Here is a 14,707-nt window from a genome sequence, read left to right as displayed (position 1 = left end):
GTGGTTCAGCGTGACGACCGGGCTCGGCGCGACCTGGCCGAGCAGCTCGTAGAGGCCGACGATCTGGCGCCAGTCGGTCTCCCGCGCGGTCGCTGCCTCGGCGTGCACGGCCGCGATCGCCGCCTGTAGCTGGTACGGGCCCAGCGGGCCGTGCCCCAGCGACTCGGCGACGAGGGCGCTGCCCTCCGCGATCTGGGCCGGGTCCCAGCGGCTGCGGTCCTGGTCGGCGAGGGGGACGAGATCGCCCTGCTCGTCCGTGCGGGCCGGTCGGCGGGCGTCGGTCAGGAGCATGAGGGCCAGCAGGCCGGTGACCTCGTCGTCGTCGGGGGCCAGTTCGTGCAGCAGCCGGGTCAGGCGGATGGCCTCGGCGCTGAGGTCGGTGCGGGCCAGGTGCTCGCCGCCCGACGCCGTGTACCCCTCGTTGAAGATCAGGTACAGCACCTGCCGGACGTCGCCCGGGGTGTCGAAGCCCTTGTCCCGCAGAGTCTTCTTGGCTCGGCTGATCCGCTGGGCCATCGTGGTCTCCGGCACCAGGAAGGCCGCGGCGATCTCCGCGGTGGTGAGCCCGCCGACCGCGCGCAGGGTCAGGGCGATCCGGCTCGGCGGGGAGAGGTCCGGATGGCAGCAGAGCGCGAGCAGGGTCAGAGTGTCGTCGGTGTCCGGCCGGTCCTCGGGCGGCGGCGGTTCGAGGAGGGCGAGCCGCTCCTCGCGGGCCCGGCTCGCGCTCTCGCTGCGCACCGCGTCGATCAGCCTGCGGTGGGCCACGGCGACCAGCCAGCCGTGGGGGTTGTCGGGGACGCCCTCCGCGGGCCACTGCCGGGCGGCGGCGAGGAGGGCCTCCTGGACGGCGTCCTCGCAGAGGTCGAACTGCCGGTGCCTGCGCACGAGCGCGCCGAGGACCTGCGGCGCCAGCTCGCGCAGCAGGTCCTCGACGCGCTCCGTCACAGGTCGCCGCCCACGTCCAGCAGCGGACGCACCTCCATCGGCGTGCTCACCTTGGGCCACCGCGTGGCGATCTCGACGGCCCTGGCCTCGGACTCGACGTCCACGATCAGGTACCCGCCGAAGTGCTCCTTCGCCTCGGCCAGCGGCCCGTCCGTGACGACGGGGCCGTCGGTCCCGTTGCGCACGACCTTCGTGCTCGCCGGGTCGGCCAGCGGCGCGGTGTCCACCAGCTCGCCGGACTCCCGCAGCTCGGTCATGATCGCGTCCATCTCGGCCATGAGGGGCTTGCCCTCGTCGCCGAAGAAGACCGCCCGCGTCTCGGCGTTGTCGTAGATCATCAGCAGGTACTTCACGATGGCTCCTCGTGATCCGGTGGGCCGCTCGACACGACCCTCTCGCACCGGAGTCGGAGCCGCGCCGTCGATCTCGACATCGCTAGTGTTCTCGATGTCGCCCCCGTAGCCCAACCGGCAGAGGCAGGCCCCTTAAAAGGGTCACAGTGTGGGTTCGAATCCCACCGGGGGCACCGGCTCGCTACCTGCCCGATCATGCTGTGACCTGCCAGTTCGTGCGCATCCGGTGATCTTGTCGAGTCCGGCGGTGTCCGGCGCTCACCGGCCCTGAGCGGGTGTCCACGCTGAATACGCGCTGAAGTTTCGCGAGTCGCGGGACAGTTCTCCGCTCGGGCGATGGGGCCGGGTTCGGGCGCCGCGAGGGTGGTTGAGACTCTGACCCCATGCGTCCTGAAGGCCCGCAGTTCAGTCCCGAGGAGCACGCCGAACAGCTCCGGCTGGCCCGTGAGCGGCTCGCCCAGCTGGAGAGCCTCGACCTGGCCCTCGGGCGCTGGCGCGAGGTCGTCGAGGCGATCGCCGCCTCGGCGAATCGGGCCGAGGCGGTGGCGGCGCTGCGAGGTCTGCTCGGCGTGGACGAGAACGGCGCTCACTCGATCGTCCAGCTTCAGTGGGCGCGGCTCACCCGCGACACCGTGGGACACATCCGCCAGGAGATCGAGGAGATCCGACGGGACATCGACCAGCTCGGAGGCTGATCGGTACGGAGGGTGTGCGGCTGCCCGATCATGTGCCGCCGCCGAGCGCCGTGGCGATCCTCAGGCGCGCAGCCTCGTCCTGTCCGACGATGCACTTGGCGTAGATCTGGTGGAGGACTGCGACGCTGTGTCCCGCCCACTCCGCGACCTGTGTGGACGGCACCCCGGCGTTGAGCCACGTCGACACCGCGGCGTGCCGGAGGTCGTAGGGCCGTCGGGCGAGCGGGGAGGCCACCTCATCAGCGCTCAGGGCTCGCACGCGGGCCTTCCGCCAGACCCGGCAGTACGTGCTCTCCGCGAGTTGGCCGCCCCGCACACCGCGGAACAGAAGCCCGTCCGGGGCGTTGCCGAACAGTCGCAGGTGTTGATGGAACAGGGCGGTCAGCTCGGGAGCGACGGGCACGACTCGGGTCTCGCCGCGCGCCCGGTGCTTCAACTGTCGCTCCTCACGACGAGCGCCGCTGTCCGTCCACGAGGCCCCGGCGGCGGGCGTCGAGGTCTCCAGCAGCAGCTCGCCCCATCCCGAGGTGGGCAGCGACAGGTTCGACTTGCGTAGCGTCGCGGCCTCAGCCGGACGGAGGGCGGCGTAGTACATCGCGCCGAAGAACGCGACGAGGGCGCGGCCACTCGGCTTCTCCTCCCCAACGGCGTCGAGCAGTGTACGAGCCTGGACCGGGTTGACGACGACGCGGCGGTCCACGCCCTTCACGGTCTTCGGTGCGCGCCATTTCACCGCTGTGATCGGGTTGCGAGCCAACAGGTTTCGCTCTACCGCGTACTCGCCGACGTTCACGATCACGCCGCGCTGGCGCTGGACCGTCGCGGGGGCGGCGGGCTCACCGTCGGTCCGGGCAGCGAGAGCGTCGAGCACAGTCCGGACCACGCTGGCCTGTCCAAGATCGCCGACCGGGCGGGTGCTGCGTTCCAGCCACGCCGCCGCCTGACGGATCTCGTCGGGTGCCTGGTCGAGCTGAGCCCGCCGATTGAAGATCCACGCGGTGAGGGCTTTTCGCAGCTCGTCCTCCGATGGCTTGCCCCGCTCAGTGGCGAGCAGCGCAAGCGTGGCGTTCGTCAGCGCGCGTGCCGTGTTCCGCCGCGAGTTGGGCGCGAGGTGCGGCCACTTCATCGCCACGTAGTCGCGCGCCAGAGCCAGCCACGGCACGTTCTTCTCGGCGCGGTCCATCGACACCGGAAGACCCGTGCCGACGACGAACGCCTCACCGCGCCGAGAAGCCGTGACCAGCTCGGAACGGAAGGCGTCGGCGAGCGCAGCGGTCTTGAACGGTTCCCGCCAGGGCTTGCCTCCGACGGTCCAGCGCACGGTGTGCGTCGAGGTTCGAGCGCCCGCATAGACCTCGGTCTTCCAGATCCGGACGTCGTAGGAGGTCTCCATCAGGCGGCCTCCTCGCGGTCGTCGAGCCAGCGCTCCAGCTCGATCCGACGCACGCGGAGATCACCGTTCGGGAGCTTGATGCAGCGCGGCGCCCGGCCCTTGGCCCGCCACTCGTAGAACGTGGAGCGCGAGATCCGCAGCTCGGCGCACAGCTCGGCGACGGTCAGACGCTCGGTTCCCCTGCTCATGCTGCCTCGCTCTCGGTTGCCGAACGGTTGTCGCCGGGTGGATCGCCCGCGGCGAGGAGTGCGGCGTCGTAGTCGGCGCGCCATCGCTGTCTCTGGTTGATCGCGTGCAGGAGAAGGACCTGCCGGGGTGGGACGTCGGTGTCACCGGGGGCGGTGCGTTCCCAGGCGAATGGCCCGTCGTCGACCGGGTAGGACGGCTTCACTCCGGCGCGGTCGAGCAGTTGCCGAACGAATTCCGCACGCTCGGTGCGGTGGTCCTTGAGGCTCTTGTTGGACCACTTCCGGGAGACGAGGACGCGGCGGCCGGCGATGCCGAGGTGTTCGGGCTTGTGCGCCTTGCTCTTGCACTGTCCCGGCTTCGTCGACAGTCGGGCGCCCTTGGGTTGGATGCCGTAGAGCAGCCAGATCCCGCACCGCGGCGAGCACGGCGTGATCGCGAGTTCGGCGGTGAGCCGGCGGTGGTGCTCGCGCAGCCGGGCCGAGGCGGTCTCGGTGAGCCCGGCGGCTTGGGTGATCGACTTGGTGAGGTACTTGGTCAGGTAGCCGACGTGGCGCCCGGCTTCCTCGGTTCCGCCGAGGATGCCCTTCACGTGGACCTGTGCCCCGAAGGTGACGACGTGGGTGGGTTCGGTGAGGACGTCGGGGTCGGTGGCCTCGTCGAAGGTCGGCAGCGGCTCGCGGGTATGCGGGTCGACGAACCCCTTGTCGCCGTCGGCCCAGCGGGGCAGCCGGTCCCCGCCGTGGGTGATCGTGTCGTGCGCCGGCCAGAACACCTGGTGATAGGTCGCGGCCGCGATCGCGCGGAGTTCGGAGCGCGGGATGGAGCCGCGGATGGCGGCGTGGAAGTGCGGCGCCCCGCGGCGCTGCGGCTCGACCGTGCCGAAGTACTGCACCTCCCACCCCACACACCGGCGGGTGTTCTGCCAGAACCGGTCCACCAGGCGCGGGAAGTGGATTGCATCGCGAGCGGCGCGGCGGTAGTCGTAGGACTCCGGATCCAGCGCAGCCCCATCCCCGTCGACCCGTCCGTACGAGTCGAGCGTGAGCGTGAGGAAGGTGGAGGGCCGGTACTTCCCGCCGAACACCTCCCCGACCGTGCGGTTCTCCACAGGGCGGCGCGGAAGGTCAGGAGCGTCCTGCCGCCTGCGCGTGGTCCTGCGTACGGCCTTGGGCAGCGGGTCGAGCGGAGCGAGCCGACCGCGGACGCCGGCGGCGCGGATCTCGTCGTCCAACTCGGCGACGGCTTCCCGGATCTCCTCGCAGTCCTCGTCCAGGCCGTCGGCGCGGGCGGTGGTGTAGGCCACGTGCAGATCCGACCGGTAGGCCAGGAGCCGCTTCTGGTGCTCGGTCGGGTCGGCGGGCTTGTCGAAGGGCTCCGCCTCGAGGTGCCATCCCTCGCGGGCTTGGACCATGCGTTCGCGGCGGGACTTCTCCGCGCACGGGCGGCATTGGTCCTCCCGCGTCGACTTGCACGGGGTCGCGACGACCTCGACCCGTCCGGTGGTCATGTCGATCCGGCGCATGGCGAGCGGGCGGATGCAGACGCCGTTGTCCTCGGCGAGCCGCTGCGCGACGTCATCCGACAGGGCGAGGAGCGCCTTCTGCGCCCGCGTCAGGTTGTCCTGGTCGACATGGCCCATCGAGTCCGTGGGGACCCCGTCAGGGAGCTTCTGGGTGCTCATGCTGCGTCCCTTCGGTCGATGGGGTGGCTGGTGCGCCAGTGCCGGGTGTCGGTGTGCCGGGTCGGCACGGGCTCGTTGCGGATGGCGTCGAGGCGGCGACGGATGCGCAGCTCCCGACGGATCAGGGCGACGACCACCCAGACCGCGCCGAGGACGAGGACGGCGGTCAGGAAGGTATTGCCCCAGAACGCCGCGGTCGGGCCGAGCGAGGTGGCGAAACCGGCGGCGAGCAGCAGGAACAGGCCGAGATAGATCAGGCGGGTTTCGGTGGAGCGGCCACGGCTGAACGCCATCACGCACCCCCGACCAGCAGGAACGACAGCGGCGGGTGGGTGGTCATGCTGCGGCCTCCGGTCGGTGCGGGGCGGGCAGGACGGCGGGGCCGGAGCCGTCGCGGACGTAGGCGCCCAGCTCGTCGAGGTGTGCGTCGTCGAGGTGGAACGCCCGCACCCGGTCCATCTGGCGGCGGCCCTCGGACAGCACCCACCCGACACCGGGGGTGTCCTCGGAGATCTCGTCCGCAGCAGCGCCACGGGCGCGGGCACCGTCACCGAGGGCGAGGTTGACCTGGTCGGGCTCGTCCAAGCGCATGGCGATCTTCGTCGGGAACAGGTGCCGGAAGTCCAGGACGGCCTTACGCGGGTCCTGCACCTGACCGATGACGCACACCCCGGGGGCACGCCCCTGGGAGGTGATCGACTGCAAGGCGGCGTTCGCGCGCGCCTTCAGTCCGCGGTCGGTCTGGTAGGCGACGACGTCGGCGAGTTCGTCGACGACCAGGAGCACGAACGGCTGCCCCGACTCGGGAGTCCACGCCTTCTTCTTCGACTCCCGGAAGTGCGCGGCGCGCTGGCGAGTGAGGGTGGCGACGTGTTCGAGCAGCTCCACCGCGTCCGCCCCGTTGTCGTAGACGAGGCGAGTGAACAGCCCGGGGGCGCGGCCGAGTTCCATCCCGCCCTTCGGGTCCACACCGAACACCTGCACCGAGCCCGAGCGGATGGCCGGGGCGAGCGCCCACAGCAGCGCCCACACCACCGAGGACTTCCCCGCCCCGGTGGAACCGACGACGAGCAGATGGTTCCCGAGCAGGCGCAGCACGAACTCCCTGCCAGTCTCGACCATCCCCACGACCAACCGACCGAGGTCGACCACCGCATCGGCAGCAGCCACGACAGGCGGCGGTACAGGGACGGCGAGGGTGTCGCGGTGGATGAGATCCAGCCAGATCCGGCGAGGCTTCTCGACCCGGACCCTGCACGAAGTGGCGCCGAAGGCGTGCGCCAGCTCGTCGGCACGCGCCTCGAAGGCCGCGGGCGCCTGCCCGTGCAGCAGCCCGACCAACACGCGGTCACGCCAGCCGTCGGCACGCACGCGACGGATGCGCGGGTAGCACCAGGTCCGCCCGACCCGCGCCGCGATCCCGGAGACGCGCATGGTCCGCCGCCAGACGAACGCGTAGACCCGCACCCGGCGGACCTCGGAGGCGAGCTGGTGGCCGAGGGTGCGGCGGAACGAGTCGCGCCAGCGCCAGGCCCACAGCCCGCCGAGAGCGACCGCGACCGCGGAGGCGCCCAGTGACCACCACCAGCTGCGCCAGAACCCGAGGACCAGCACGCCGAGCGCGACCGTGAGCAGGACTGGGTAGCGGTAGAAGCGCCGGACGACGAGGTTCACCACGACCGCCACCAGCCCGGCAGCGATCAGCGGCGAGCCGACGAGGAGGACCGGTTTGGGCAGCATCGTCCACCACGGCAGCCGCGGGCGTTCGACCTCCAACGGGGCGGGGGAGGTCCAGTCGTGTCGACTCATCGCCCGGCCCCCTTTCGGCGCGGTAGCGCGGTGAGCGGGAACAGCACCGATTGGGCGAGGTGATCGGCGCAGCGACGTCGGCGCGGGTCGGGTCGCTCCGAGCGGTCGGGAAGATGTGCCCGGCAGACCTCGCACCGATCGCGGCGAGCCGGCGGCGGGTTCACGCGGCCTCCCTTCCTGCGTCGAGGTGGAAAGGGGTCGGCTCGGCAAGTGCGTCGCGCTCCTCGGGAGTGGTCCCGGCGACGATCCCGAAGCGAGAACCGGGCAGCTCCCACCGCATCCGGTCGTCCAGGCAGGCGGCGCGAACCGGGCAACCGACGCAGACCCGGCGGGCGGCAGCGACCCGCGCGCGATAGTCGGGTGCGGTGTCGTCGGGGAACCACAGCTCCGGGTCGGTGCCCGGACGAGCGCATAGGGCGCCGGCGGGGAAGCCTATGACGGTACGGCCGCGCATCAGGCCACCCCCAGCTCTGCCCAGTTGGACAGGGCTCCGGCGGCGTCGGAGGTCGGGCGGCGCTCGGCGCGGGCGCGCCAGTCCGCGGCGGTGTCGCGCCAGAATCGGGATTCGTCGCGCTCGTGCAACTCGGCGCGGCCCACGGCGCGGACGTAAAGGAACGGCACTCCGTCCGGGGCGTGCCGGTAGAGCACCCGCCACCAGCGAGCGGCCCGGTCATGCAGCACTGAAAGCCGGTCGGCGAGGGCCGCGTGGTCGAGCGCGGATGTGGCACGCATGTCGTAGGCGGCGTTGAGCTGCAACCGGAGCCGGTGGAACGCGATGTCCACAATGGCCGGGACCGAGCCGGGGATGGCGCGGTGGTCGGGAACGAAGGCGGGCGGCTGGGCGTTGGGCGTGCGGGTCATCTAGCCTCGGTGTCCTTCCGAGTCTCGAATTGCCTGCTCAGGGCGTGTCGGATGAGGGAGACCGGAGGGGAGTCCGCTGGAATCGGGCTCCCCTCCACCCTCGGTGAGAGGTTGGTCAGGCGGCCTCCGATCCCGAGCCCGTCCGCGGAGACGGCTTGGCACCCACGGTCGGCGCGCGCATCCCGGAGGCCCGAAAGCTGTACGCCACCCGCGGGCGACCGCCGTTCTCCTGCACATACGGCGTCACGGTCAGGCCGTCGAACTCGACCGGGCGGAACGGCATCCCGGCGAGCGTCTCCGGCGGCACCGGCTGATGCGTGGCCGCGATCTTCACTGCCACCGTCTTGTCCGCCCGCCGGGCATCGGGGTCCGCGTCGAGCACCGACACCGACCACACCGGGAGCCCGGACTCCTTGTCGAGCTGCTGCACCGGACGCCCCGGAGCGGACTTGTCGAAGTCCCGCACCGCCTCCACCTCGGACACCACGTAGGCGCCGTGCGGGAACACGTCACCCATCGACACCTGGAACTTGTTCTTGATCGTCACGTCGGCTCTCCCCTTGATCGCAACTGGCTTATGCCACATGCCACACTAGAGTGGCATATGCCACTTGCGCAAGGGGTGACGCGCCGACTACGCGGCGACGCTCACCGGGCCAGCGAATACTCCTGGTGGAAGGCCCAACGGTCCGGCGGGTAGACCGCGTCGTCGAACTCGACGGGCCGGTTGTCCGAGTCGTAGGCGGTGAACCGGTAGACGAGCACGGGGGAGTGCTCGGGCAGTTCGAGAAGTCGCCGCTCGTCCTCGGTTGCCAGCCGCGCACACACCTGGTCACGGGCATACTCCTGAGCGCGCCCGGTGACCTCGGCGACGTACTTGCCCACCCCTCCGAACAGTCGTTCCTGATCAAGGACCCGCGGAGCCACCTCGGCGACCGTCCCGGCGAACCACGAAGTCGACAGCTCGATCGGCTTATCACCGGCCCCGCGGAGGAGACGAGCGCGCCGGACCACGCGGCTACCAGCGGCAACCTGCAACGCCTCGGTGACGTGCGCGGGGCCGGCCACCAGCTCCGCGGCCAAGAACTCCACTGACTCGGCGGCGCCGTACATCGTGCCCAGCGCACGCGCCCGCTCGTAGCGCTCCCGAGCGCGCGGCACGTTCTGGGTGTCCCGCACGTAGGTGCCCGAGCCCTGCCGCGACTCCACGAGTCCCTGAACGCGCAGCGACTCCAATGCCCGCGCAGCGGTCGGCCGGGCCACCGACCACGCCGCCGCCAACTCACGCTCAGAGGGCACCTCGTCTCCCGGACGGAGGTCACCCCGCGTGATCTGGTCCCTGATGTGACCAGCGATCTGCAAGTACTTCGGCAGTACCTGCTGCACCTCGGGCATCGTCGCGCCTCACCTTGCTCAACTGTCCTATGCCACTAGCCAGCATATGACTGTGATGCACTGTGATGCCCACTAGTCTCCTGTGATGTGCGGAGCCTGATCATCGCGGCCGGGGGCGGGGGAGACGCCATCACGGCTGCCCTGCTGCCGCCCCTGCTCGGTCAGGACGCCCCCGCCGTCGTCATGACGTACTCGTGGGACCGACTGCTCATCGACCCGCTCCCCGGCCCGCGCAGCGTCCGAGACTTCCAGGGGCTCGCCGAGGTGGCGCCTGGCGTCCACGAGGTCCTGTCGACGTCGCGCCCCATCGGTGGCGCCGGATCATCGCTCCCACGCCTCGCCGCCGAGCTCCCCGCCCGTCTACTGCTCCTCGACCCCACTCGCGGTGCCGTCGGGATGGCCGAGCAGATGGCGACCACAGCCCAGGTGCTCGGGTTCGACGAGCTGGTCCTCCTCGACGTCGGCGGCGACGCTCTCACCACCGGCGACGACCCCGGCCTACGAAGCCCACTCGCCGACCAACTCGTCATCGCCGCAGCCGCCAGAACCGGCCTCCCCGCCCGCCTGGTCATCGCGGGCGCAGGCCTCGACGGCGAGATCCCCACCGAGGTCGTGAACGAGCGCCTGGCCCAGCTCGATGCAACCGAGCTCTCGCCCCTCAGCGGGGCTGCGGCCGTCCGCAACGTGTTCACATGGCATCCGTCCGAGGCTTCCGGCCTGCTCGCGGCTGCCGCCGACGGCCGACGCGGGTGTGTTCAGGTCCGAGACGCTGGGGATCAAGTTCGCCTCACCGATGAGACCGCCCGGCTCAGGGGCATTGGACTTGATCGAGTTATCCATCTGGTTCCTGCGCAGCATCTCCTCCAGGTCGACTCACTTGACGAGGCCGAGCGAACAGTTCACGATCTCACAAGGGTTTCCGAGATCCAATACGAGAGTGCGAAAGCAAATCGGCGTTATGGGACCTCCGATCCTGAACTGTCCCCGGAGTGTCTCAACAGGTTGGACAACATCTCTGAAGAGGCGCTGAGGTATGGTGTCGACTACATCAGTACGCGGCGTCTTGCTGAAGTTTTCGGGATCGTAACACTGCACGCTTATAGCGCCTTGTGTGATCTTTTGAAGAGGTGTCGCTCGGACCGTTATGAGCCATCAATGTACCTTGTTCAAGGTCCGTTGAAGTGGTGACGGCACTTGATCGCCGGTCAGAGTAAAAGCTTTGAGCGTTGACCCGCTGCACGGATTTCGTTGCCGGAAAGCCGAGCTCGACTTTCGTCGATTCCTGCTGCTGGCCATTCTGTGACCAGGTCAAACTCTCCCGTCGGGACTACGCGCAGCCAGTATCCCTGACGAAACTGCATCACTCCATCTTGGATGGAGCCGAGTGTCCCGCTCAGTCCGACAAGTCTTGGCTCGTCGCTCGGAACAAGAACTCCTTCGTGGCGGAGGCGTCCGTAGTTGAGTAGATTAGTGGCGCGGACGGAGTCTCCGTCGATTCCAACGCGTAGAAGCTCAGGGTGTACCTCCGATAGGTCGCCCTGGACGGCGACCTCTAGGGCCCGCTCTGGGCTAATTGCTATTGAGGCACCTAGACCGGAGGCGGTTCTCAGCGCCGCGTTGAGTTCGATGAGGCATCCGTTCCGGAATGCTCGAACTCCAAGAATTGCGACTGCTCCGTCGAGACTTGCGGAGATGACCTTCTCTTGCGGGAGGTATGAGCCGATCTCGTTGTGAGGTGGAACCATGAGGGCCTGGGGGATCAGCGGAGCGTCCACCTCGGCCGTAGCGGATTCAAGGCGTGCGGTCGCTGCGATGAATGCCTCGTCGAAGAACATTCGACCAGGTTACTACCTGAGGTGGATGAGGCGCGCACCTACGCGTCCGATGCTGCGAACCGAGCTGCGCGGTAACGTGCCATCGAATCGAGATAGGTTGTCGCGACAAATATGTTAGCTCAGCGTAAGAACTCTCACCCGTCGGTGTTGTCGATGTTGGCCGGAGCGTAGCCCACTTGGACGCCGTCTAAAGTATCACATTCAAGCATTGGGGGGAAGTTCTCGGCGTTTGGCCGTATCGCAGTTACGTTCTTCACGTCGATCATCACCGGAGGGGGTCTCGTGAAAGCGCGTTTTTTGCGAGCGTGTGTCGTATTGTCGGCTGCGCTTGGACTACTGTTTGTGTCTGTTGGCTCTGCCAATGCGATCGAGCCGCGAGAATGTAGCGACTCAGACCCCACTCCACAGATTCGGTTGGTTCTTGGACCGGGTGCCGTGATCTGCTATGGCGGATCCGTCGGGAAATGGGACGTCGATAACATCTACGCTACAGGACTCGCGTCCGGCGGATACTATGGCTTCATCGGCACGGGTGGCGCAGTGAGCTACAGCTTTCGGCCCAACGAGTTCGTGAGGATTGACGGGAATGTGAGTTACATTCGGATCGATCCCCCGTTCTAGGGCGAGGTTCGATCGTCGCGTCTCGGTCGAATGCTCGGTGCGGCGCCTCCGGTTCATCGGAGGCGCCGTTCTGGCGTTCGTTGCAGTACCAGTTGTCACGCAAGCTGATCCTGTAGGCGATCCATGTTGCCGAATCCGCCTGTATGAGATCAAGGCGCCGCCTCCGGCGGCGCGGGCCGGCTACGCCGCCACCACTCAGCTCGCTCGCTCCTGCCTCCGGCCCGCTCGCGGCCGGTGGCACCGGCTACCCGGCCCACACCCGTAGATCGCGCCCTGACCCTACGATCGGACGATGAACGATCGCGCTGCCTTCTTCGACGCCACGGCAGACGGCTACGACGGCAACCCGTTCCACGAGGGCGTCGTACGCGACCTGATCGAAGGCCTTGCGACAAGCGGACCAGTCGGGCTCGCCGTCGACGCAGCAACCGGGACGGGTGCGGCGGCGGTCGTCATGGTCGATGCTGTCCGGCCGAGTCAGGTTCTCGCCGTCGACATTTCACCGGCGATGATCCGCAAGGCCCAGGCGAAGGCCGCGGAACGTGGGGTCGCGAAGCTTGTCACGTGCCAGGTCGGCGACGCCGCTTCGCTCCCGGTCTGCGATGGCGCGGCCGACCTCATTCTGTGCGCCTCCGCGCTTCACTTCCTCGGAGCCGCAGCGTTGCGGGACTGGCATCGTGCGTTGAGGCCCGGGGGAGAAGTCGCATTCAGCGTCCCGATGCAGTCGGATCTCAGGCCGTCTCCTGCATTCCGCAAGTATGTGACGACCGACATCGAACTGCCTGACGGCGTAGACGATGCTACGCAGCTCGCGGTGCAGTTTGGGTTCCGTGAGGCCCGGGCTTCGTTCACAGAGATCATGGTTGACGGACGACTCCGCCGAACGCTTGTTGTGCACGCCCGGAAGCCCTGACTGGATCTACGTGGGCTCCGCCCACACCCGGCACCGCTCAGAGATCGGGGGAGGTGCGGCGGGCGGTGATCTCCTCACGGCGCGCCGAGACGGCAGCCAGGTCGAGGGCCGGGGCACAAGGCGGGACGGCGTGCCCTGCGCCCCGGCCCTCGACCTGGCAGGGGTGAACCCGCGCCGCGAGGAGATCACCTCAGGCACGGGCTCGGAAACGGAGAGCGCGGCCGTCGAGGGGCGTGGGATTGTGACGCGGTGAACAGCGCCCCGGACGGACCGCCCGAGCTGTCGCCGGGCAGGTGGGTGGCTCCGGCCGGAGTCCTGCCCGCGTGGTCCTGGGGGCCGCAGGCGCGGGGGATCAGTCCACGTCTGGATCTTGCGCCCTGGTGGGTCCGGCTCTGGTACTCCACTCCTTTCGTCGACCGCTACGCGTACGCGTGGATGTGGCGCCACGGCTGTTGGGAGATCGGCCCGGCGACAGGCTGAGGAACGCGCCCACGCCGAATACGCGCCGAAGTTCGGCCCGCACGAAGGCATCTCCGACTGTTCTTGCAGGTCAGAGGGCATGATCGGCCGTCACGGCGGTTCCCCTTAAAAGGGTCACAGTGTGGGTTCGAACCCCACCGGGGGCACTCGCTCCGACCGGCCAGATCATGGCTCTGAGCTGGGTAGTCTCTCCCTGGTCGTCTCCAGGACCGTCCGGCCCATCACGGTGATCTCCGAGTCTTCACGCCCACTACGCGCCAAGTTTCGGCCCAAGGGCACGGCCTGAGCTGTCGACCGCCGCCCGCACGACGACGACCCGGCCATCCGGATCGGTGAGCTTGTGCTCGCCCACACGGAACCGTTCCGAAGGGCGAACCGTCAGACCCAGCCGAAGCCGCCCTGCGGTGCGCTCGGCGGAACCGGAATCGCGGCACGCCTCGACCTGCTCGCTGTACAGCACGAGCAGTTCAACCCTGATGTCAGCCACCAACTGATCATGCCGCGACGACCACGGGATGGCCGCCACCTAGCTTCGGCTGCGCTGCGACTCGGAGGTCCGAGAGCGGTCGCGATGCGACGCCGTGCGGCGTCCTCCTGACCGGCCATGCACTTCGCATAGATCTGCAGGAGCACGGCGACTCGGGCGCGCCTGGGGCTGGAGAGCGATCTCTCGAGACAACCTCCCCGAACACCGCACGATGGGCCCCCCGACTCCGCCTTCGCCCGGACCAGGGCCGGCCGGTCCTCGATCACCCCGCGCCCGCCGAGGCCGACGTTCCCTGCCGGCCCGACCTCGTCGTCCTGGGTGACGCCCCGAGCGAGTACCGAACAGGCCGCTCCGCCGCAGCGCCACCGGGCTCCGCCCGAACCCGGCACCGCTCGGATCGGAAGCACCCTCAGAACGTGGCGATCGGGTTGACCGGGCTGCCGGAGGTCCCGGCGAAGCGGACCGGCGCGACGGCGAGGTGGAAGTCCCACTGGCCGAGCTCGGCCGCCGTCCGTGCGCACGCCTCCAGGTCGCAGTTGTCGAGCAGCCACAGGCCCATCGCGACGAGGCTCACGGCGTGGACCGGCATCAACACGTCGTCGAACCCCGACGGCTGGACGTCCTGGGGGGTGTCGGCGCCGATCAGCGCGACCTCCCGTTCGTGCAGCCAGGGCAGGCAGGACGCGTGGCGGGAGGGGCGGTTCCGGCCGGAGTACGTGGTCGGCGGCGTCGTGTCCGGTCGGTGGGCCTCCCGCGGGGGCGGCGCACTGCAGATCCCGAAGACCGTGCGGGGCGCCGTGCGGGCCGATCCCGGGCACGTCCTCGTCGCGGCCGACGCGGCCCAGCTCGAGCCGCGGATCCTCGGCGCGATGGCCGGGGACGCGGCGCTCGCGCAGGCGGGCGGTTCCGCCGACCTGTACGCGGGCCTGGCCACGGAGCTCTTCGGCACGGCGGGCGAACGGGCCAAGGCCAAGATCGCCGTGCTGTCGGCGATCTACGGCCAGACCTCGGGGGACGCCGGTGCCCACCTCGCGCTGCTCCGCCGCCGGT

17 protein-coding genes, 1 tRNA gene and 1 pseudogene are annotated in these 14,707 nt (G+C 69.4%); 5 read left to right on the top strand and 14 right to left on the bottom strand.

Annotated features, from left to right (window positions below):
• Nucleotides 1-945: RNA polymerase sigma factor (locus tag H5J29_RS04995; protein WP_181779718.1), on the bottom strand; the 945-nt coding region annotated here is incomplete at its 3' end.
• Nucleotides 942-1,298: a YciI family protein gene (locus H5J29_RS04990; RefSeq protein ID WP_181779717.1), complete on the bottom strand. Its 357-nt coding sequence runs from the start codon at nt 1,296-1,298 to the stop codon at nt 942-944. The genes H5J29_RS04990 and H5J29_RS04995, both read right to left, overlap by 4 nt.
• A 99-nt stretch (nt 1,299-1,397) precedes the next feature.
• On the opposite strand from H5J29_RS04990, the gene H5J29_RS04985 reads away from it, so the two are divergent.
• Nucleotides 1,398-1,471 (top strand) — tRNA-Leu (locus H5J29_RS04985).
• A 210-nt stretch (nt 1,472-1,681) separates the two neighbouring features.
• A complete protein-coding gene (locus H5J29_RS04980) occupies nt 1,682-1,993 on the top strand; it encodes a DNA gyrase subunit A (protein WP_181779716.1) in 312 nt (103 codons plus the stop codon).
• A 28-nt stretch (nt 1,994-2,021) separates the two neighbouring features.
• Here H5J29_RS04980 and H5J29_RS04975 read toward each other — a convergent pair whose 3' ends face one another.
• From H5J29_RS04975 to H5J29_RS04935, 9 genes are all read right to left on the bottom strand, one after another.
• A complete protein-coding gene (locus H5J29_RS04975; RefSeq protein WP_181779715.1) occupies nt 2,022-3,386 on the bottom strand; it encodes a tyrosine-type recombinase/integrase in 1,365 nt (454 codons plus the stop codon).
• Nucleotides 3,386-3,574: a helix-turn-helix transcriptional regulator gene (locus H5J29_RS04970; RefSeq protein ID WP_181779714.1), complete on the bottom strand. Its 189-nt coding sequence runs from the start codon at nt 3,572-3,574 to the stop codon at nt 3,386-3,388. Before H5J29_RS04970 ends, H5J29_RS04975 begins: the two co-directional genes overlap by 1 nt.
• A complete protein-coding gene (locus H5J29_RS04965; protein WP_181779721.1) occupies nt 3,571-5,214 on the bottom strand; it encodes a replication initiator in 1,644 nt (547 codons plus the stop codon). Before H5J29_RS04965 ends, H5J29_RS04970 begins: the two co-directional genes overlap by 4 nt.
• Nucleotides 5,215-5,252: 38 nt before the next feature.
• Nucleotides 5,253-5,552: a hypothetical protein gene (locus tag H5J29_RS04960; protein ID WP_181779713.1), complete on the bottom strand. Its 300-nt coding sequence runs from the start codon at nt 5,550-5,552 to the stop codon at nt 5,253-5,255.
• 40 nt (nt 5,553-5,592) lie between these two features.
• Nucleotides 5,593-7,065, bottom strand: a complete 1,473-nt coding sequence (locus tag H5J29_RS04955; protein WP_181779712.1) for an FtsK/SpoIIIE domain-containing protein — start codon at nt 7,063-7,065, stop codon at nt 5,593-5,595.
• Between the two features lie 160 nt (nt 7,066-7,225).
• Nucleotides 7,226-7,519, bottom strand: coding sequence for a WhiB family transcriptional regulator (locus H5J29_RS04950; RefSeq protein WP_181779711.1), 294 nt, complete (start codon nt 7,517-7,519; stop codon nt 7,226-7,228).
• Nucleotides 7,519-7,926, bottom strand: a complete 408-nt coding sequence (locus tag H5J29_RS04945) for a hypothetical protein (RefSeq protein ID WP_181779710.1) — start codon at nt 7,924-7,926, stop codon at nt 7,519-7,521. Before H5J29_RS04945 ends, H5J29_RS04950 begins: the two co-directional genes overlap by 1 nt.
• A 115-nt stretch (nt 7,927-8,041) precedes the next feature.
• Nucleotides 8,042-8,473, bottom strand: a complete 432-nt coding sequence (locus tag H5J29_RS04940; protein WP_312858065.1) for a plasmid replication, integration and excision activator — start codon at nt 8,471-8,473, stop codon at nt 8,042-8,044.
• A gap of 101 nt (nt 8,474-8,574) precedes the next feature.
• Nucleotides 8,575-9,321, bottom strand: coding sequence for a GntR family transcriptional regulator (locus H5J29_RS04935; RefSeq protein ID WP_181779709.1), 747 nt, complete (start codon nt 9,319-9,321; stop codon nt 8,575-8,577).
• Between the two features lie 87 nt (nt 9,322-9,408).
• On the opposite strand from H5J29_RS04935, the gene H5J29_RS04930 reads away from it, so the two are divergent.
• Entirely contained in the window at nt 9,409-10,509 is a 1,101-nt protein-coding gene (locus H5J29_RS04930; protein ID WP_181779708.1) for a DUF1152 domain-containing protein, read from the top strand.
• Between the two features lie 17 nt (nt 10,510-10,526).
• On the opposite strand, the gene H5J29_RS04925 is transcribed toward H5J29_RS04930, so the two are convergent.
• Nucleotides 10,527-11,156 carry a hypothetical protein gene (locus H5J29_RS04925; RefSeq protein WP_181779707.1) on the bottom strand — a complete coding sequence of 210 codons (630 nt, stop codon included), beginning with the start codon at nt 11,154-11,156 and terminating at the stop codon, nt 10,527-10,529.
• A gap of 913 nt (nt 11,157-12,069) precedes the next feature.
• On the opposite strand from H5J29_RS04925, the gene H5J29_RS04920 reads away from it, so the two are divergent.
• Entirely contained in the window at nt 12,070-12,690 is a 621-nt protein-coding gene (locus tag H5J29_RS04920; protein WP_181779706.1) for a class I SAM-dependent methyltransferase, read from the top strand.
• 730 nt (nt 12,691-13,420) lie between these two features.
• Here H5J29_RS04920 and H5J29_RS04915 read toward each other — a convergent pair.
• Both H5J29_RS04915 and H5J29_RS34695 read right to left on the bottom strand, forming a co-directional pair.
• Complete coding sequence (locus H5J29_RS04915; RefSeq protein WP_312858064.1) at nt 13,421-13,657, bottom strand: hypothetical protein; 237 nt, start codon at nt 13,655-13,657, stop codon at nt 13,421-13,423.
• 409 nt (nt 13,658-14,066) lie between these two features.
• Nucleotides 14,067-14,246 carry a hypothetical protein gene (locus tag H5J29_RS34695; RefSeq protein ID WP_246393494.1) on the bottom strand — a complete coding sequence of 60 codons (180 nt, stop codon included), beginning with the start codon at nt 14,244-14,246 and terminating at the stop codon, nt 14,067-14,069.
• Between the two features lie 91 nt (nt 14,247-14,337).
• Between H5J29_RS34695 and H5J29_RS04905 the strand changes: the two are divergent.
• Nucleotides 14,338-14,707, top strand: a pseudogene (locus H5J29_RS04905) (DNA polymerase); the annotation flags it as partial.

Origin of the sequence: Pseudonocardia pini (assembly GCF_013870575.1) — a bacterium.
GTDB lineage: Bacteria > Actinomycetota > Actinomycetes > Mycobacteriales > Pseudonocardiaceae > Pseudonocardia > Pseudonocardia pini.
The sequence above is the reverse complement of the archived record's forward strand: the minus strand, read 5'-3'. Positions and strand labels throughout refer to the sequence as shown.